This is a genomic window from Brevundimonas vesicularis NBRC 12165, assembly GCF_001592205.1.
Classification (GTDB): domain Bacteria; phylum Pseudomonadota; class Alphaproteobacteria; order Caulobacterales; family Caulobacteraceae; genus Brevundimonas; species Brevundimonas vesicularis.
On record NZ_BCWM01000001.1, the window covers coordinates 128306 to 145847 of the forward strand.

Annotated in this window: 16 protein-coding genes and 1 pseudogene; 8 read left to right on the forward strand and 9 right to left on the reverse strand. The window is 66.6% G+C overall.

What is annotated here, in order from left to right; translation table 11 throughout:
- Positions 1 to 12 precede the first annotated feature (12 nt).
- The gene (rnd, locus tag BVE01S_RS00645; protein ID WP_066622957.1) at positions 13 to 1161 is read right to left on the reverse strand and encodes a ribonuclease D; all 1149 of its coding nucleotides are present in this window, start codon (positions 1159 to 1161) and stop codon (positions 13 to 15) included.
- A gap of 79 nt (positions 1162 to 1240) precedes the next feature.
- Here rnd and purM point away from each other — a divergent pair, with 79 nt between their 5' ends.
- Positions 1241 to 2278, forward strand: coding sequence for a phosphoribosylformylglycinamidine cyclo-ligase (purM, locus tag BVE01S_RS00650; protein WP_066622959.1), 1038 nt, complete (start codon positions 1241 to 1243; stop codon positions 2276 to 2278).
- Positions 2279 to 2301: 23 nt separating this feature from the next.
- Here the strand turns inward: purM and BVE01S_RS00655 are convergent, their stop codons facing one another.
- Positions 2302 to 3912 (reverse strand): S10 family peptidase, encoded by a 1611-nt coding sequence (locus tag BVE01S_RS00655; protein WP_066622961.1) that lies wholly within the window; start codon positions 3910 to 3912, stop codon positions 2302 to 2304.
- Positions 3913 to 4024: 112 nt separating this feature from the next.
- Here BVE01S_RS00655 and purN point away from each other — a divergent pair, with 112 nt between their 5' ends.
- Positions 4025 to 4657, forward strand: a complete 633-nt coding sequence (gene purN, locus BVE01S_RS00660) for a phosphoribosylglycinamide formyltransferase (RefSeq protein ID WP_240612079.1) — start codon at positions 4025 to 4027, stop codon at positions 4655 to 4657.
- 87 nt (positions 4658 to 4744) lie between these two features.
- A complete protein-coding gene (locus tag BVE01S_RS00665; protein WP_066622963.1) occupies positions 4745 to 6814 on the forward strand; it encodes a M13 family metallopeptidase in 2070 nt (689 codons plus the stop codon).
- 89 nt (positions 6815 to 6903) lie between these two features.
- On the opposite strand, the gene BVE01S_RS00670 is transcribed toward BVE01S_RS00665, so the two are convergent.
- A complete protein-coding gene (locus BVE01S_RS00670) occupies positions 6904 to 7104 on the reverse strand; it encodes a YMGG-like glycine zipper-containing protein (protein ID WP_017504673.1) in 201 nt (66 codons plus the stop codon).
- 214 nt (positions 7105 to 7318) lie between these two features.
- On the reverse strand, positions 7319 to 7738 hold the full coding sequence (gene ndk, locus BVE01S_RS00675) for a nucleoside-diphosphate kinase (protein ID WP_017504672.1): 420 nt from the start codon (positions 7736 to 7738) through the stop codon (positions 7319 to 7321).
- 151 nt (positions 7739 to 7889) lie between these two features.
- On the opposite strand from ndk, the gene BVE01S_RS00680 reads away from it, so the two are divergent.
- Complete coding sequence (locus BVE01S_RS00680) at positions 7890 to 9797, forward strand: ABC-F family ATP-binding cassette domain-containing protein (RefSeq protein ID WP_055754807.1); 1908 nt, start codon at positions 7890 to 7892, stop codon at positions 9795 to 9797.
- Positions 9794 to 10045 (forward strand): DUF2164 domain-containing protein, encoded by a 252-nt coding sequence (locus BVE01S_RS00685; protein ID WP_066622966.1) that lies wholly within the window; start codon positions 9794 to 9796, stop codon positions 10043 to 10045. The genes BVE01S_RS00680 and BVE01S_RS00685 overlap by 4 nt, the downstream gene beginning before the upstream one ends.
- Positions 10046 to 10126: 81 nt before the next feature.
- Here the strand turns inward: BVE01S_RS00685 and BVE01S_RS00690 are convergent, their stop codons facing one another.
- Together BVE01S_RS00690 and BVE01S_RS00695 are read right to left on the reverse strand one after the other, a co-directional pair.
- Positions 10127 to 10336 carry a DUF3126 family protein gene (locus BVE01S_RS00690; RefSeq protein WP_017504669.1) on the reverse strand — a complete coding sequence of 70 codons (210 nt, stop codon included), beginning with the start codon at positions 10334 to 10336 and terminating at the stop codon, positions 10127 to 10129.
- A gap of 84 nt (positions 10337 to 10420) precedes the next feature.
- Positions 10421 to 11617 carry an acetyltransferase domain-containing protein gene (locus tag BVE01S_RS00695; protein WP_244878334.1) on the reverse strand — a complete coding sequence of 399 codons (1197 nt, stop codon included), beginning with the start codon at positions 11615 to 11617 and terminating at the stop codon, positions 10421 to 10423.
- Positions 11618 to 11671: 54 nt separating this feature from the next.
- On the opposite strand from BVE01S_RS00695, the gene BVE01S_RS00700 reads away from it, so the two are divergent.
- Positions 11672 to 13747, forward strand: coding sequence for a TonB-dependent siderophore receptor (locus tag BVE01S_RS00700; protein WP_066622974.1), 2076 nt, complete (start codon positions 11672 to 11674; stop codon positions 13745 to 13747).
- A gap of 9 nt (positions 13748 to 13756) precedes the next feature.
- Here the strand turns inward: BVE01S_RS00700 and cysE are convergent, their stop codons facing one another.
- Together cysE and BVE01S_RS00710 are read right to left on the reverse strand one after the other, a co-directional pair.
- The gene (cysE, locus tag BVE01S_RS00705; protein ID WP_026108345.1) at positions 13757 to 14584 is read right to left on the reverse strand and encodes a serine O-acetyltransferase; all 828 of its coding nucleotides are present in this window, start codon (positions 14582 to 14584) and stop codon (positions 13757 to 13759) included.
- Positions 14585 to 14604: 20 nt separating this feature from the next.
- The gene (locus tag BVE01S_RS00710) at positions 14605 to 15231 is read right to left on the reverse strand and encodes an NUDIX domain-containing protein (RefSeq protein ID WP_066622976.1); all 627 of its coding nucleotides are present in this window, start codon (positions 15229 to 15231) and stop codon (positions 14605 to 14607) included.
- A 45-nt stretch (positions 15232 to 15276) separates the two neighbouring features.
- Here BVE01S_RS00710 and BVE01S_RS00715 point away from each other — a divergent pair, with 45 nt between their 5' ends.
- Both BVE01S_RS00715 and BVE01S_RS00720 read left to right on the forward strand, forming a co-directional pair.
- Positions 15277 to 15870 carry a nitroreductase family protein gene (locus BVE01S_RS00715; protein ID WP_066622979.1) on the forward strand — a complete coding sequence of 198 codons (594 nt, stop codon included), beginning with the start codon at positions 15277 to 15279 and terminating at the stop codon, positions 15868 to 15870.
- A gap of 72 nt (positions 15871 to 15942) precedes the next feature.
- On the forward strand, positions 15943 to 16605 hold the full coding sequence (locus BVE01S_RS00720) for a DedA family protein (protein WP_066622981.1): 663 nt from the start codon (positions 15943 to 15945) through the stop codon (positions 16603 to 16605).
- Here BVE01S_RS00720 and BVE01S_RS00725 read toward each other — a convergent pair.
- Positions 16577 to 17408, reverse strand: a pseudogene (locus BVE01S_RS00725) (DUF817 domain-containing protein). The gene BVE01S_RS00720 and the pseudogene BVE01S_RS00725 sit on opposite strands and share 29 nt — an antisense overlap.
- Positions 17409 to 17542 lie beyond the last annotated feature (134 nt).

A 17542-nucleotide genomic window follows, 5' to 3' on the forward strand; every position in this document is an offset into this window, starting at 1 on the left:
GCTAAGCGGCCCCTACTCGATCTCGACGACTTCCACCCGCGCGCCGTTCAGCACCAGGGCGATCTCGCCGCGCTTCAGCTTCAGCGCATCCTCGCCGAAGATCTGGCGGCGCCAGCCCTTCATGGCGTCGATGTCGGCATCGTCGCTGATGGCGATCTTTTCCAGGTCCGACACGGTGGCGATCAGCTTGGAGGCCACGCCGGCGTTGTCGCTCTTGGCCTTCAGCAGCACCTTCAACAGTTCCACCACCGACGGTGGGGCCGGCTGGCGGTGGGCGGGGCGCTCCATCTCGGGCGCATGCGATTCGGGATCGGCCAGAACCCGCTTCAGCTCCTCAGCCAGTTCCAGACCCAGGCGCGAACCGCCGAAACCCTTGGGCACCGAGCGCAGGCGATTGAAGGCCTCGACATCCGTCGGCGTCTGCTGGGCGATCTCGTCGATGCCCTCGTCCTTCAGGATGCGGCCGCGCGGCTGGTCGCGCTCCTGCGCCGCCCGCTCGCGCCAGACGGCGACGGCCTTGAACGCCGCCAGATATTTGGCCGAGAACTTCTTGGGCTTCAGCCGCTTCCAGGCGTTTTCCGGATTGGTGTCGTAGAGGGCCGGATCGGTCAGGCTCTCCATCTCCGACATCACCCACTCCAGCCGGCCTTCCTTCTGCAGCCGGTCGCGCAGCTTGGGATAAAGCGCCGCAAGGTGGGTCACGTCGCCCAGCGCATAGACGAGTTGGTTCTCCGACAACGGCCGGCGCGCCCAGTCGGTGAAGCGGCTGCCCTTGTCCACCTCGATGCGCAGCATCTGCCGCACCAGCGAATCATAGGCGACCTGTTCGCCGAAGCCGGCGGCCATGGCGGCGACCTGGGTGTCGAACATCGGCTTGGGCATGGCCCCCAGGCGCACGAAGATTTCCACGTCCTGGCGACAGGCGTGGAAGACCTTCACGATCTTCTCGTCGCGCAACAACTCCAGGAACGGCTCCAGATCCAGCCCCTCCGCCATCGGGTCGATGATGGCGGAGTGATCGGCCGAGGCCGCCTGGATCAGGCAGAGCTTCGGCCAATAGGTCGTTTCCCGCATGAACTCGGTGTCGACCGTGATGAAGGGGGCTGTGGCTACGCGGGCGCAAAAATCGGCCAGCGCCTCGGTGGTGGTGATCGGCGTCATTCCGATGCTATAGCCCCGCGCATCCTACCTGTGGCAAGAGCCGCGCTGCATTTCCGCCCCGATTCAGGCCCGAGATCCCATGAGCGACACCCAAAAGCCTCTCGAAAACGGTCTGACCTACGCCGATGCGGGCGTGGACATCGACGCGGGCGAAATGCTGGTCGAACATATCAAGCCGCTGGCCAAATCGACGGCGCGCCCCGGATCGGAGCCCTCGCTGGGCGGGTTCGGCGCCCTGTTCGACCTCAAGGCCGCCGGCTTCGAAGATCCGCTGATCGTCACCACCACGGACGGCGTCGGCACCAAGCTGAAGATCGCCATCGAGACCGGCCGTCATGACGGCGTTGGCGTCGACCTGGTCGCCATGTGCGTCAACGACCTGTTGGCCCAAGGGGCCGAACCCCTGCTGTTCCTCGACTATTACGCGACCGGCCGGCTGGAGATCGACGCCGCCCGCCGCGTCGTCGCCGGCATCGCCGAGGGTTGTCGCCAGGCCGGCTGCGCCCTGGTCGGGGGCGAGACCGCCGAAATGCCGGGCATGTACACCGAGGGCGACTACGATCTGGCCGGGTTCAGCCTGGGCGCCGTCGAACGCGGTCACGCCCTGCCCTATCTGGATCGCCAGGCGGCCGGCGACGTCATCATCGGCCTGGCCTCCACCGGCCCGCACTCCAACGGCTATTCTCTGGTGCGCAAGGTGGTCGAGAAGTCCGGACTGGCCTGGGGCGACGACGCCCCCTTCGCCAAGGACCGTTCGCTGGCCCAGGCCCTGATGGAGCCCACCCGCATCTATGTGAAGCCGGTGCTGCCGATCATGAAGGCGGGCCTGGTCAAGGGCGCGGCCCACATCACCGGCGGCGGCCTGATCGAAAACCCGCCCCGCTGCATCGCCGAGGGTCTGCAGGCCCGCTTCGACTGGGACGCCTGGCCCATGCCCGCCGTCTTCCAGTGGCTGGCCGAAACCGGCGGCATCAGCGACCATGAGATGCGCCGCACCTTCAATTGCGGCGTCGGCTTCATCCTGATCGTCGCGCCCGAGAACGCCGAACCGGTGCTGGCGGCCCTGCTCAACGCCGGCGAAGTCGCCTTCGTCTGCGGACAACTGGAAGCGGCCTAAGCCGCCCCCAGGTCCCGCGGGGCTTACCGGACCCCGCCGTTCGCCGTCTCGGCGTAGAAGCGCGACAGGTCGGCGTGCAGCTTCACCAGAGCGTCGTGGCTGAGGTACATCATGTGCCCGCCCTCATAGTAGGTGAACTCCAGGTTCGGCCGCAGGCTGGGCTCCAGCATCATCTGCGCCAGATCGAACTCGGTCGAGAAGAAGGGCGTGGCGGCGTCATAATAGCCGTTCAGCGACATCACCTTCAGATACGGATTTCGTCGCATCGCCGTGGCCAGATCGATGGCCGTGTTCGGCGTGGTTTGCGGCCCTCCCACCGGCGGACGGTGGCTCCAGTTCCAGTTGAAGCCCGGCAGGCCCCGCGCCGACATTCGGTATTCGACGTCGGTCTTGTAGTTCAGTTCATTGGCCACGTAGTCGCGGAAGATGCCGAAATAGGCCCCCGTCACGGCCGAGCTGGACGGATCATCCTCCGGCTCGCCGCCCGCCGCATCTTCATCCAGACCCATGTAGCGGGTGTCCAGCCGCCCGATCGTCTGGCGCCGGTCGCGCAGCAGTTCCTTGCGGAAGGCGCCGAGATCCACGCGCATATTCGCGTTGTCGATGAAGGTGGTCGACAGGCCGGTCAGGTCGCTCATCTGACGCACGATATCGGCGCGCTCGGCGTCAGAGATCATGTGCCCCTTGGCCAGAGCAGAGGCATACGGTCCCAACGCGAAGTCGCGTGCCCGCTGGACCTGTTCCTCGACCGTCGCGGCCGGATTCGTCAGCTTGCGATGATACCAGGCCGTCGCCGCATAGGTCGGCAACAGGGTGACGAAGTTCTGCGGATAGCCTGGCTGACGCACGCCATAGTTCATGATCGACGACAGCAGCACCACGCCGTTCAGCGACATCCCGCGATCTTCAAGCTGGAACGCCACCGCACCGGTGCGCAGCGTGCCGTAGGATTCGCCGATAATGTATTTCGGGCTGGACCAACGGCTGAACTTGGTCGTGTAGCGCATGATGGCGCGAGCGAAGGCGTCGGCGTCTCCGTCCACGCCCCAGAAGGTCGAACCCGGCGTCTCGCCCAACGGACGCGAGAAGCCCGCGCCTACCATGTCGATGAAAACCAGGTCCGTCTGATCCAGCAGAGTCTGGTCGTTCGGGCCGAAGGCGAAGGGCGCCGGCCGCACCACGGTCGGCTCATCGGTCTGGACCCGCATCGGCCCAAACGAGCCCATATGCAGCCACACGGTCGGCGAGCCTGGTCCCCCGTTGTAGAGATAGGTCACCGGCCGCGTCCCAACCGGCTGACCGTCCAGCCTATAGGCGGTGTAGAACAGGCTGGCGGTCGGCATCCCCGAGTCATCGCGGATCGTCAGCGTGCCCGCCGTCGCCTTGTAGCGCAGCGTCTTGCCGTGGGCGTTGACCGAATGGGCCGTCGTGACTTCGGTCTCCTCGACCGGTGCGCGCGCCCAGTCCTTTTCGATCGCCTCGGCGTTGGCGTTGCGGAACCGGTCGGTTGCGGATCGCATCGCGGCGCCCCCGCCATTGTTGCTGCTGCTGTTGGTCCCGCTTTCCTGGGCCAGCGCCGCCACGGGCGCGCCCAGCATCGCGGCGATGGCCGCGAGGCAGATCAATCTCTTCATGCGATAGTCCCCTGTACGCGCCGACCCACGACCCCTCGCCATGCGGTCGGCGTTACACGCTAACGCCCGAATCCAGCCGACAACAAGGGCGGATCGCGTTTGAAACTTGCCAATGGTCGCCCGCCCCGTCATGCGAGGCGCCATGTCGCCCCAAGCCGCCCCGCCCGTCCGCGTCGCCGTCCTGATCTCGGGGGCGGGCTCCAACATGGCGGCTCTGATCGACGCCGGTCAGGCGCCGGACAGCGGCTATGAGGTCGTGCTGGTGCTGTCGAACGTCGAAGGCGCGGGCGGCCTGGCGATCGCGGCGGCCAAGGGCGTGGCGACGGCGACCGTGGCGCACAAACCGTTCGGCAAGGACCGTGAGGCGCATGAGCGGGCGGTGGACGCCGTCCTGCGCGACGCTGGCGCCGAGGTTCTGGCTCTGGCCGGCTATATGCGCGTTCTGACGCCCTGGCTGGTCGGCGGCTGGCGCGAGCGGATGCTGAACATCCACCCCAGCCTGCTGCCCCTCTATCCGGGTCTGGACACCCACGCCCGCGCCATCACCGCCGGCGACGCCGAGGCCGGCTGCACGGTCCATCTGGTGACCGAGGGCGTGGACGAGGGCCCGATCCTGGGCCAAGCGCGCGTGCCGATCGTAGAGGGCGACACGGCTGAGGCCCTGGCCGAACGGGTCAAGACGGCGGAGCATCAGCTTTACCCGCAGGTGCTGTCCGATTTCTGCCGAGACCTTCTCCGCCCTTAGCGGCGCGAAGATTACAAAAACGTCATGCGACAGACCGCCGCACCGGCGCAATGGTGCGCCCGACCTCAATCGGGACCTTCTTCATCCATGACTCGCATTCGTCTGATGGCCGCCTGTTCGGCCTGTATCGTCGTCGCTCTGACCGGCGGCGCGGCCTCGGCCCAGGACGCTTCGGCCCAGCATTCGCACGGCACAGCCGGCGCGGCCCACAGCCCCTTCGGCGCCTGGGGCTTTGATCTGGCCGGTCGCGACACCTCGGTGAAGCCCGGCGACGACTTCAACGAATACGCCAACGGGACCTATCTGCGCACGACCGAGATTCCGGCCGACAAGTCGCGATTCGGCCCGTTCGACGTCCTGTATGAGAACGCCCAGGCCCAGCTGAAATCGATCATCGAAACCAGCGCCGCCAATCCCGCCAACGAGAACGCCCGCAAGGTCGGCGCCCTGTACGCCAGCTTCATGGACGAGGTGAAGATCGAGCAGCTGGGCGCGACGCCGCTGGCCGCCGACCTCGCCGCCGTCAAGGCGGTCACCGACCACGCCGGCATGGCGCGCCTGATGGGCGAGAGCCATTCGGGCTTCGGCGGCTCCTTGTTCGGCATCGACGTGTTCGAAGACCTGAAGAACCCCAATCTGAACTCGGCCTACCTGGGTCAGGGATCGCTGGGCCTGCCGGACCGCGACTACTATCTGAAGGCCGACTTCGCCGCCCAGCGCGAGGCCTATCTGGCCTATCTGGCGACCACCCTGACCGCCATCGGCTGGGCCGACCCGGCCAAAACCGCCGCCGACATCCTGGCCTTCGAAACCAAGGTCGCCGACAAGCAGTGGACGACGGTCGAGCGTCGCCAGATCGACAAGCTGTACAACCCGGCCAAGGCCTCGGACCTGGCGACCCTGGCTCCCGGCTTCGACTGGGCCGGCTTCCTGGCCGGCGCCCAGGTGTCGGATGTCGACACCTTGGTGCTGATGGAAAACACCGCCATTCCCGCTATCGCCCAGGTGTTCGCCGACACCCCAATCGAGACCCTGAAGGCCTGGCAGGCGTTCAACGTCGTCGATCAGGCCAGCCCCTATCTGTCCAAGGCCTTCGTCGACGCCCGCTTCGACTTCCGCGGCAAGACGCTGCGCGGTCAGCCCGAAAACCGTCCCCGCTGGAACCGGGGCGTGGCCCTGGTCGACGGCCAGCTGGGCGAGGTCCTGGCCCAGGAATACGTTCGCCTGCACTTCCCCGCCTCGTCAAAGGCCCAGATGGAGGCCTTGGTCGGCAACATCCGCGACGCCATGACCGAGCGGCTGAAGACCCTGGACTGGATGAGCGAGCCCACGCGCGAACAAGCCCTGTACAAGATGTCCAAGTTCGGCGTGAAGATCGGCTATCCCGACAAATGGCGCTCGTATGACGGCCTAGAGCTGAAGGCCGACGACCTGTACGGCAACGTCGAACGCTCGTCGGCCTTTGAATGGGCCTACAAGCGTGGCAAGATCGGCAAGCCGGTCGATCCACTGGAATGGGGCATGACGCCCCAGACGGTGAACGCCTACTATAACCCGCCGCGCAACGAGATCGTCTTCCCGGCCGCCATCCTGCAGGCGCCCTTCTTCGATCCGAACGCGGACCCGGCCGTCAACTACGGCGGCATCGGCGCGGTCATCGGCCACGAGATCACCCACGGCTTCGACGATCAGGGCCGCAAGTCGGACGGCGACGGCGTGCTGCGCGACTGGTGGACGCCGGAAGACGCCGCCCGCTTCGAGGCGCGCGCCAAGGTGCTGGGCGACATCTATGACAAGCTGGAGCCGATCCCCGGCGTGCACGTCAACGGCGACCTGACGATGGGCGAGAACATCGCCGACCTGGGCGGCCTGCTGCTGGCCCTGGACGCTTATCACAAGTCTCTGAACGGCCAGCCGGCGCCGGTCATCGATGGCCTGACGGGCGATCAGCGCGTCTTCCTGGGCTGGGCGCAGGTCTGGCGCGAGAAGTCGCGCGAGGCGGCGCTGAAGGAGCAGTTGACCACCGATCCGCACTCGCCCGGCCCGGTGCGCGCTGCGACCTCGCCGCGCAATATCGAAGCCTGGTATGCGGCCTTCGGCGTCTCGCCGGACCAGAAGGAGTATATTGCGCCCGAGGCCCGCGCCCGCATCTGGTAAGGGCGCCGGACGTCAGACGTAGAAAAGGCCCGGAGCGAACGCTCCGGGCCTTTTTGTCATCCGGGCTTTCGCCCCAGACTGAGCCTGATTTAGCGGGGCTTGGTCGCCGCGCCGGCGACGGCGCCGATGGCGGCGCCGGCCACGGTCGAACCCGTGTTGCCGCCGATGACCTGACCGGCGACGGCGCCGCCCAAGGCGCCGGTGGCGGCGCGTTGTTCCATCGTCTGGCCGCAGGCGGCCAGCAGGGCCACGACGCCGATGACGGGGGCCAGTTTGATCATGGTCTTCATGGGTCTTCTCCGGGAGACGAACGAGATAATAACAACCAAACGACAAGGCCCGCGTCCGGTTCCGGGCGCGGGCCTATATAGTCACGCTATGCGAGAGGCTTCGCTCTCACATAGCTCCTCTTTCTTGCGCTACGCTCGGAACGCGGTTCCTCGCAACTTGAGCGCCTTGTGCTCGCGCTACGCTCGGAACGCGGTTCCTCGCAACTTGAGCGCCTTAGCCGACGATCTGGTCGTCGGTGAAGAACTGGGCGATCTCGATCTTGGCGTTGTCCTGGCTGTCCGAACCGTGGACCGAGTTTTCACCGATCGACAGGGCGAACTGCTTGCGGATGGTGCCTTCGGCGGCCTGTTCCGGGTTGGTGGCGCCCATGACTTCACGATAGGCGGCGACGGCGTTGTCGCCTTCCAGCACCTGAACGACGACCGGCTCGGCCGTCATCTGCTCGACCAGCTCGCCGTAGAACGGGCGCTCGGCGTGCACTTCGTAGAATTTCTTGGCTTGTTCGGTCGTCAGCTTGACGCGACGCTGGGCCACGATGCGCAGGCCGGCGCCTTCGATCACGGCGTTGATCGCGCCGGTCAGGTTGCGGCGCGTGGCGTCGGGCTTGATGATCGAGAAGGTACGTTCGGTCATGGGAATTGACTTCTTGTTGGGAGATTGAGTGTCGCGGGCTTATAGCGACCACCTCCCGCGTTTCCAACCGTCCCTTTTTGCATCCCTGACGCACGCCGCATGGCGACCTGCCGATTGAGGGACGCCGACCAATCGAAGAACCTTCGCCGCAATGCTCCAGATCACCGACCTGACCTTCAACGCCTGGGGCCGCAAGTTTCTCGTGGACGCCTCCGTCAGCCTGCCGCCCGGCTCCAAGGTCGGCCTGGTCGGCCGCAACGGCATCGGCAAGTCGACCCTGTTCAAGCTGATCCTGGGCGAACTTCACGCCGCCGGCGACGAGATCAGCCTGCCCAAGACCGCCCGTATCGGCTCGGTCGATCAGGAGCATCCGGCGACCCCCGTCAGCGTCATCGACACCATCCTTGAGGCCGACGTCGAACGCCACACCCTGCTGGGCCGGCTTGAGACCGCCGAACCGGAAGAGATGGGTGAGATCTGGTCCCGCCTGATCGAGATCGACGCCGACGCTGCGCCCGCGCGCGCCGCCGAAATCCTGGTCGGTCTGGGCTTCGACCAGGAAAACCAGGCCCGGCCGATGTCGGAGTTCTCGGGCGGCTGGCGGATGCGCGTCGCCCTGGCCGCCGCCCTGTTCGCCGAGCCGGACATGTTGTTGCTGGACGAACCGACCAACTACCTCGACCTGGAAGGCGCTCTGTGGCTGGAGGCGCGGCTGAAGAAATACCCGCACACCGCCCTCATCATCTCCCACGACCGCGAGATGCTGAACGAGGTCTGCACCCATATCCTGCACCTCGCGAACCACACCCTGACCCTCTACACCGGCAACTACGACGCCTTCGAAAAGGCCCGCGCCGAAAAGGCCCGGCTGCAGCTGTCGGCCAAGGCCAAGCAGGACGCCGAGCGCGCCCACCTTCAGGCCTTCGTCGATCGCTTCAAGGCCAAGGCCTCCAAGGCCGCCCAGGCCCAGTCGCGCATGAAGCGGCTGGAGAAGATGCAGCCGGTCGCCACCACGATCGAGGAACGCGTCGCCCCCTTCACCCTGCCCTCGCCGCCGCGTCCGCTGGCGCCGCCGTTGATCCGGCTGGAGCGGGCCAATGTCGGCTATGAGCCGGGCAAGCCGATCCTGCGCAATCTGAACCTGCGCATGGACCTGGACGACCGCATTGGCCTGCTGGGCGTCAACGGCGCCGGCAAGTCGACCTTCGCCAAGATGATCGCCGGCGCTCTGGACGTGTCCGAGGGCGAGCTTCACCGCGACAGGAAGATGCGCGTCGGCTGGTTCCACCAGCACCAGATCGAGGCCATGGACCCGACCGACACGCCGCTGGAAATCATCCGCCGCGCCATGCCGGATGCGCCCGAAAGCGCCCGCCGCTCCAAACTGGCCCAGTTCGGCCTGGGTTATGAAAAGCAGGAAACCACGGTCGACAGCCTGTCGGGCGGCGAGCGCGCGCGGCTGCTGCTGAACATGGTGGCGATGGACGCGCCCCACGTCCTGATCCTGGACGAACCGACCAACCACCTGGATATCGACAGCCGTCGCGCGCTGCTGGACGCGCTGAACGACTACAACGGCGCCGTCATCCTGATCACCCACGACCGCTCGCTGATGGAAATGGTGGCGGATCGCCTGTGGCTGGCCGCCGACGGCACGGTGAAACCCTTTGACGGCGACATGGACGACTACGCCAAGTTCGTCCTCGACCGCGCGAAACAGGCCATCGCCAAGCCTAGCCAGATCAAGAAGGAGGAGGCCAAGGCGAACTCAGGCGCCCCTCAAGCAGAGAGCGCCCGCGGCGCGAACGATAGGGGCAACAAGAAGCGATCCGGCCCCTCGCCCTCGACCCTGCGCCATGCGGTCAAGAAGGCCGAGGAGACCATGACCCGCCTGACGGCCGAGATCGCCCGCATCGACGACGACATGGCCACCGCCTCGGTCAGCAATCCCAAAGCCCTCGAAGGCCTGACCCGCGCCCGCGCCAAGACCGAGGCCGATCTGGCCGCCGCCGAAGCCGCCTGGGTCGCCGCCGAAGAAGCCCTGGCGGAGGTCGCATGAAACCGATCGAGTTCTCCAAGGAAGAACGCGCGGCGATCACCGCCAAACTGCGCGACTACTTCGCCCGCGAACTGGATCAGGAACTCGGCCAGCTTCCGGCCGAGATGCTGCTGGACTTCATCGGCACGGAGATCGGCGGCGCCTTCTACAATCGCGGCGTCCACGACGCCCAGCAACTGGTCCAGCAAAAGGCCGAGGACATCGTCGAGGCGCTGTATGGCCTCGAACGCGCGGCCCCGACGCGCTGACCGGCCCGCATCGCTGAACGGGTCGGCGCAAACGAAAACCGCCCGGCGCATTCACGCCGGGCGGTTGGATCGGTCGGCGTTTTAGGCCGGAAGGTCTTCGGCCAGGATCGCCATTTCGAACATGAACGAGCCTTCCTCGTCCTCATCCTCGAAAACGATGCCGATGAACTCGTCGCCGACATAGACCTCGGCCGAGTCATTCTGCTTGGGGCGGGCCTTCACGATGATGCCGCCGGTGTTGAAGGTGCGCTTGAGGTGCGCCTCGATGCGCTTCAGGTCGGTGTCTTTCACGGGGGGCCTCATGGTCTGGACGTTGGCGGCGGACCCTAGAGACATCGGCGGTTCAGGGAAACTGGCGCCGCGCATTTTCCCGTCTCAGAGATACTTCATCCACCATTGCGAACTGCGCCGCTTGACCCCGCCGAACCAGCGGCAGGCGAACCAGCAGGGCACGGCGACCACGGCCGCCAGCAGCCATACCCAGCCGACGCCGGGCACGCCGAAGCCCTCGCCCTGATTGGCGCCGAACAGCATCAGGGCCGCCAGATTCAGCAGATGCAGCCCATAGAGGTGGATCAGATAGAAGAACAGCGGCGCTCCGCCAAAGACCGCCAGCACGCCGACCAACCGCTCCGGCGCTCTTTCCAGCCCCGCCAGGATCAGCGCGCCAATCCCCAGCGTCAGCAGCAAAAAGTCGGCCGACGGCGGATATTTAGTCAGGTTCAGAACGCTCATCACCGTCTGGATCGGCGTCGCCTGCACGGCCCACGGCGCATCCCCATAGACATTGATCGCCCGCAGCACGACGAACAGGGCGAGCGCGCCCACTCCGATCAGCACCAGCCGCCTCAGCCGCGTCTTCTGCTCGCCTGCGAACCACGGCCCGATGGCGTAGCCCAGGGCCGCCACGCCGATCCACGGCAGCAGCGGATAGGAGGTCCTCGCCTGACCGCTCCAAGGTAAGTCTATAAATCCGCGATCATGCAGCACGGCCCAGATCGCATGTCCCGGCTGTCCCGCCGCGATGGTGATCGGGTCCAGCAGATTGTGACCCAGAACGATGACCAGCCCCGCGGCGATCAACACCGGGCGCGGCAGATGCACCAGGGCCGCCAGCGCGATCATCGACAGGCCGATGGCCCAGATCACCTGCAGATAGATCAACTCGGGCGTCATCGAGAAGGTCCAGGCGAAGTTGACCACCGTCAGCTCCAGCACGACCAGAAACAGACCGCGTTTCAGCAGGAAGGCCGATGCCGCGCCGGCTCCGTTTCCGCCGCGCGCCTGCTTGTTTCCGTACAGCCAGGCCCCCAACCCCGTCAGCGCCACGAACACCGGCGCGCACAGATGGGCCGACAGCCGGGTGAAGAACAACGCCGGCGAGGTCGTCTCCACATTCATCGGGTCCGAGACCTGGGCGTGGATGAAGAAGAACTCCCGCGCGTGATCGACCAGCATCAGCAGGATGACCAGCCCGCGCAGGGCGTCGATGGATCGGATCCGACCGACCGCGCGGCTTGGCGCGGCAGTCGAAGAAGCGGAGGCGGGAACAAGCGTTGCAGCGGTTGACATCATCAGGCGGAAGCGGATAGCCGATACAGTATAACATTTCAAACGGAGCCTGCCTTGTCCCTCCTTCTGAGCTGCGCCAGCGCGTGCCTGCTGGTCGCCGCCAACGCCCCCGCCCCCGTCGCTGTCGAGGCGGTCGAGCCTGAGACGGTGGGGGAGATCGTCGTTCTGGGCCGCCGCTCGGCGCCGCGTGATCTGACCCTGGGCGCAGGATCGATCACCGAGGCCATGTCGCCGTCCAGCCGCTCTATCGAGAACGATCTGATCAAGGCCGTGGGCGCGACGCGCCTGGCTGATGCGCTGGAACTGGTCAGCGGCGTCAGCCAGCAGAACAATCGCGGCGGCGTCATGGACAACTTCGCCATCCGCGGCTTCCTGGGCACGCCCGACGGCGGGGCGGAATATTATGTCGACGGCTTTCTGGCCAATCGCGGCATGGCCCCGCCCCGCGACCCGGCGACGTCCGAGCGGATCGAGGTGCTGAAGGGGCCGTCCGGCGCCCTATTCGGCGATATTGATCCGGCGGGCCGCATCAATATCGTCTCCAAGACCCCGCGCTTCGCCGCCGCCGCCGCTTTCACCGCCACGGTGGGATCATTCGGCCTGCGTCGCGGCGAGCTGGACGTGACCGGCCCGATCAACGACACCCTGGCCGGACGGCTTGTGGTGGCGGGCGAGACCTCGAACGGCTGGCGCGACTATGTCGGCCTGGACCGCACCGTGGTGGCGCCGTCCCTGACCTGGCGTCCCACCGACGACCTGCGCCTGACCTATGTGGGCGAGTTCACCACCTTCACGACCCTGTTCGACCGGGGGATGCCGGCGATCAACGGCGACGCCCTGTTCCTGCCACCCTCGAACTACTACGGCGAGCCCGGCGACGGCGTGACCCGCTTCCGGAACGAACGGCATCAGATCACCGGCGAATACCGGATCAATGACGACTGGAGCCTGAACGGCGGCGTCGCCTGGCGCGGCGGCTCGCTGAAGGGTCTGTCCAGCGATCAGTCGCGCCTGGTCGGCGACCAGCTGTGGCGTCAGCGTCGCGGACGCGACTTTTCGGTCGAGGACCTGTCGGCCCGGCTCGAGCTGAACGGCGTGGTCGAGACGGGGCTGGGCGTTCACAACCTCGCTTTCGGGGTGAAGGCCTATCAGCTGACCTATGGCGAGAAGTGGCTGCGCATCAATCCGACTGCGGCCAATCCCTATCCGATCGATGTCCTCAATCCCGTCTATGGCGCGGTCACGCCGCCGACGCCCCTGCCCTTCACCGACAATCTGGAAACGCGCGACGTCGTCACCCTGTACGCACAGGATCTGTGGGAGGTGAACGATCGTCTCAGCCTGCTGGCCGGGCTGCGGTTCGACGACTACGACCAGACCATCCGAAACAACCGCACCGGCGCCGTCGGCGAGGCCAGCGACACGCCCTTGAAATACCGCTTCGCCGCCCGCTATCGCCTGAACGACAACCTGACCGCCCACGCCAGCTATGGTCAATCGTTCGTGCTGAACTCGGGCACGGGCCGCGACGGCTCCGGCTTCGCGCCCGAGGATGGCAAGGGCTATGAGATCGGCCTGGCCGGGGCCTGGGACGGACTGGACCTCGCCGCCACCGTCTTCGACATCGAGAAGTCGGCCATTCTGACGACCGATCCCGTCGATCCCAACTTCCTGGCTCCGGTGGGCAAGCTGACGACGCGCGGGATCGAGCTGGACGGCGCGTTGAAGATCGACGACGCCTGGCAGGTGGTCGCCAACTACGGCTGGACCGACGCGAAGGCCGACGACAGCGCATTCGCCACCGACGCCGTGCTGAACGTGCCCGAACATTCCGGCTCGCTGTTCGTGATCGGTCGCTTCCCCACCATCCACGGCACGACCTGGTCATTCATGACCGGCGCGGCCTACGTCGGCGACCGGGCCGGCGGCCTGGCGCTCGGCGCGCCCGAACTGCCCGCCTATTGGAAGGCCAAGGCGGCGCTGGACTACGACCTGACGCCCCAGGTCACCGCCCGCGTTGAGGTCGACAACCTGTTCGACGAGCGTTACGCCGCCAGCTCCTACAGCGCCCTGTGGATCTACCCCGGCGCCCCGCGCAGCGTCCGCGCCTCGCTCAGGATCGCCCTGTGAAGCGTCGGCTCAGATGACGAAGTCGTACACCACATCGGCCAGGGTGTGATCCATGGTGCGGGCCGGTTCGGCGTTGGTCGGGCAGTTGACCAGCCGGGCCGGCACCCCCGCCACGGTGCAGCCAGACGGCACGGCCTTCAGCACCACCGAGCCGGACGCCACCTTGGCGTAGTCGCCGACGTGGATATTGCCCAGCACTTTGGCCCCGGCGCCCAGCAGGACGCCCTTGCCGATCTTGGGATGGCGGTCGCCGCGCTCGGCGCCCGTGCCGCCCAGGGTCACCCCATGCAGCATCGACACATCGTCGCCGACCACCGCTGTCTCGCCGATGACAATTCCCGTGCCGTGATCCAGAAACAGCCCCTTGCCCAGCCGCGCGGCCGGATGGATGTCCAGCTGGAAAAGTTCGGAGATCCGGCTCTGGAAGTGGAAGGCCAGCGTCTCGCGCCCCTGTCCCCACAGCCAATGGGCCACGCGCCAGCCCTGTAGGGCCTGGAAGCCCTTGAAATACAGGAAGGGCTGCAACAGGTTGCGGATCGCCGGGTCGCGTTCGGCCACAGCCTGCAGATCCGCCTCGGCCGCCTCGACCATCGACGGATCGGCCTTGAACGCCGACAGACAGACCTCGCGCACCGACATGGCGCTCATCTCGCCGTCCGCCAGCTTGCGCGCGATCTGGAAGCTCAGCGCGCCCGCCAGGTCGTCGTGCGACAGGATCACCGCATTCATCTGCGAGCCCAGCTGCGGCTCCTCGCGCGACGCCGCCTCGGCCGAGGCGCGCAGCTGACGCCACACGCTGTCGATTTCGGTTTCCGCAACGACTTCCAGCTTGGCCATGACCAGCTCCTTCGGCGACATCATACGCGCCCCAGCAAGGCGCGCGCCAGCGCCTCGGGCAGTTCGCCGTTCATCGCCATATGATAGGCTTTATAGGCTGTCGCCACCGTCAGGCTGTCGCGCACCGTTCCCCGCCCGATCTCGTCCAGCAGATCCAGGAACGGCACCCGCGCCACGGCGATGATCTCGGTGGGATCGGGATCGATCGGCGCGGGCGACAGGCCCCAGGCGATCCAGGTCATGCCGATCTCGTCGGTGATGGAGTTCGACATCTCGACCTTCAGCGCCGGCAGCCAGTGTTCGGCCTGCAATCCCGCCTCTTCGGCCAGTTCGCGCCGGATGCCGTTGAAAGGATCCTCATCCAGCGGCGCACCGCCCTCGGGCATTTCCCAGCTGTAGTTAGCGTGGGCGAACCGCTGCTGGCCCACCAGGGTCACCGTCCCGTCGTCGTGCACGGGCAAAACGCCGGTCCCGACGTTCTTGAACCGCACGACGGCATAGTCAGCCTTCATCCCGGTCGGCGCCGTCGCCGGATGCCGGGTCAGCGCCATCCAAGGGCTGTCGAACACCGTCTCGGTTCCGTCGCTGCGCCACGCCGGCGGTTTCGCCAGCCCCTCGGCCCATTTCGGTTCGTCGGATTTGCGCACAGGACACCTATGGCGAAGACGGGGATGAAAGCCTAGCTAGACGGCATGGTCGCCCTCAACGAACCCCTGCCCCCGCCCGTTCCGTCGAAAGATTTCCGCGACCGCCTGGCCCAGCGGCGCTCCGCCCCGGCCCAGGCCCTGGTCGCGCCCGGCCCGTCCGAGGCCGAACTGGACGAGATCCTGACGCTGGGCGCCCGCACGCCCGACCACGGCAAGCTGTTTCCGTGGCGGTTCGTGGTCCTGGGTCCGCAATCGCGCGCCGACATCGCCGCCCGCCTCGCCGTGTTGGTCGAACTGCGCAACGGCCCGGCCAAAGATCAGGCCGTGCTCGCCAAACTGACCGCCGCGCCCGTCACCATCCTGGTCGTCTCGACGCCGGTCGAAGGATCCAAGCCGATCTGGGAGCAGCACCTGTCGGCCGGCGCCGTCTGCATGAACCTGGAACACGCCGCCTCCGGCTTCGGCTATTCGTCCAGCTGGATCACCGACTGGTACAGCTACGACCCCCAGGCAACCGCCCTGTTCGGCCTGACCGAGGGCGAGAGCGTCGCCGGCTTTATCCACATCGGCACCCTGAACGAACCCGCGCTGGAACGCCCCCGTCCCGACCTGGCCGCCAAGGTCACACGCCTGCCGTAAGCGGGTGACATAAGGTCGCCCTACGTCGGTTTGACCTCGACCTACCCCGCCTTCCTCCCCCAAGGCCTTCGTATGGATTCCCTATTGCAAGCCGTGGGCGATTTCGTCGCCCGCAACCATATGTGGGCCGGCGTCATGTTGGGCCTGGTCGTGTTCGTCGAATCGCTGGCCGTCGTCGGCGCCTTCGTGCCCGCCACCGGCCTGCTGGTCGCGGCGGGCGGCCTGATCGCGGCCGGCGTGCTGGACCCCGTCAATGTCATCGTCGGTTGCGTCATCGGCGCGGTGATCGGCGACGCCATCTCCTACTGGGCCGGACGTCGACTGGGCGTGCGCTTCCTCCAGCGCCCGATGTTCAAGGCGCACCGCCGCCGCATCGCCTGGACGCGCCTGTACTGCCGTCGCTACGGCGTCATGTCGATCTTCGTCGGCCGCTTCTTCGGTCCGTTGCGCGCCTTCGTGCCGCTGACCCTGGGCATGCTCAGGATGCGTCAGCGCGCCTTCCAGTTCGGCAATGTCACATCCGGGATCGTCTGGGTGCTGGCCATGCTGGCGCCGGGCTATCTCGCCGCCCAGGGCCTGGCGAAGATGGAAGTCCTCAGCGAGGCCCACGGCCCCACCCTTCTGATCGGCGCCCTCGCCGTGACCATCCTGATCGTCGCCGTGATCTATCGCCTGGTGAAGGCCCGCATGAGCCGCAAGTCCGCCGTCATGCGCGGAGCGCTGCAGGGCCGCTAGGTTCCTCTTCCGGTCGGTGCACCAACGAGACCAGCACCACCGAGATGATCATCAGCAGGAACCAGCTGCCCAGCTTGGCCAGGGACACCATCTCCCACCCGTCCGCCTGCCCCGGATACACCCAGGCCCGCCCCAGCGTGCCCAGGTTCTCGGCGAACCAGATGAACAGCGCCACCAGGAAATAACCCAGCAGCAGCGGCATCGACCGCCGCTTCCGGTCCGCCGTGAAATAGAACCATCCCCGCCCGAACAAAACGGCGGTCGCGATGAACAGCGCGATGCGCACGTCCGGAAGCCAGTGATGGACGAAGAAGTTGACGTAGATCGCCGCCGCCAGCACCCAGGTCGTCCACAGCGGCGGATACCTCCGCACCCGAATATGAAAGATGCGCTGCACCCGCGCGATATAGCTGCCGACCGCCGCATACATGAAGCCCGAGAACAACGGCACTGCCCCGATCCGCAGCAGACTATCCTCTGGATAAACCCACGACCCGTGCGCGGTCTTGAATAGCTCCATGATCGTCCCCGCCACATGGAACAGGAAGATCACCCGCGCCTCTTCCCAGCTCTCCAGCCGGAAGATCAGCATCGCCGCCTGGATCACCACCGCCCCGACCGCCAGGAAATCGTAACGGGACACCGGCGCCCTCTCCGGCCAAAGCAGAAACGTCCCCAGGATCAAGGCCAGCATCAGCCCCCCCGAACAGACACGCCCACCCCTGCTTCAGCCCGAACCACAAGAACTCATAGGCCTTGCGCCGCGCCCACGACCGATCCGCCCACGCCTCGGCCCGCGTCATCAGACGGCGCCCCCAGGCTTCGAGCGGAAGTGCGTGGTTCATCGCATTACCCGTGACGGCGCAGCGAAAAACTTCAAGAGCGGACCGTTCCCGCGCTGCGGAGTTTCAACCGCATTAAAGGAACCCGAGAGCGA

Bases quoted from the DNA above. Each gene is read 5' to 3' on its own strand.
- rnd (WP_066622957.1), bottom strand. From the start codon at position 1,161: ATGACGCCGATCACCACCACCGAGGCGCTGGCCGATTTTTGCGCCCGC.
- purM (WP_066622959.1), top strand. From the start codon at position 1,241: ATGAGCGACACCCAAAAGCCTCTCGAAAACGGTCTGACCTACGCCGAT.
- BVE01S_RS00655 (WP_066622961.1), bottom strand. From the start codon at position 3,912: ATGAAGAGATTGATCTGCCTCGCGGCCATCGCCGCGATGCTGGGCGCG.
- purN (WP_240612079.1), top strand. From the start codon at position 4,025: ATGGTCGCCCGCCCCGTCATGCGAGGCGCCATGTCGCCCCAAGCCGCC.
- BVE01S_RS00665 (WP_066622963.1), top strand. From the start codon at position 4,745: ATGACTCGCATTCGTCTGATGGCCGCCTGTTCGGCCTGTATCGTCGTC.
- BVE01S_RS00670 (WP_017504673.1), bottom strand. From the start codon at position 7,104: ATGAAGACCATGATCAAACTGGCCCCCGTCATCGGCGTCGTGGCCCTG.
- ndk (WP_017504672.1), bottom strand. From the start codon at position 7,738: ATGACCGAACGTACCTTCTCGATCATCAAGCCCGACGCCACGCGCCGC.
- BVE01S_RS00680 (WP_055754807.1), top strand. From the start codon at position 7,890: ATGCTCCAGATCACCGACCTGACCTTCAACGCCTGGGGCCGCAAGTTT.
- BVE01S_RS00685 (WP_066622966.1), top strand. From the start codon at position 9,794: ATGAAACCGATCGAGTTCTCCAAGGAAGAACGCGCGGCGATCACCGCC.
- BVE01S_RS00695 (WP_244878334.1), bottom strand. From the start codon at position 11,617: ATGTCAACCGCTGCAACGCTTGTTCCCGCCTCCGCTTCTTCGACTGCC.
- cysE (WP_026108345.1), bottom strand. From the start codon at position 14,584: ATGGCCAAGCTGGAAGTCGTTGCGGAAACCGAAATCGACAGCGTGTGG.
- BVE01S_RS00715 (WP_066622979.1), top strand. From the start codon at position 15,277: ATGGTCGCCCTCAACGAACCCCTGCCCCCGCCCGTTCCGTCGAAAGAT.
- BVE01S_RS00720 (WP_066622981.1), top strand. From the start codon at position 15,943: ATGGATTCCCTATTGCAAGCCGTGGGCGATTTCGTCGCCCGCAACCAT.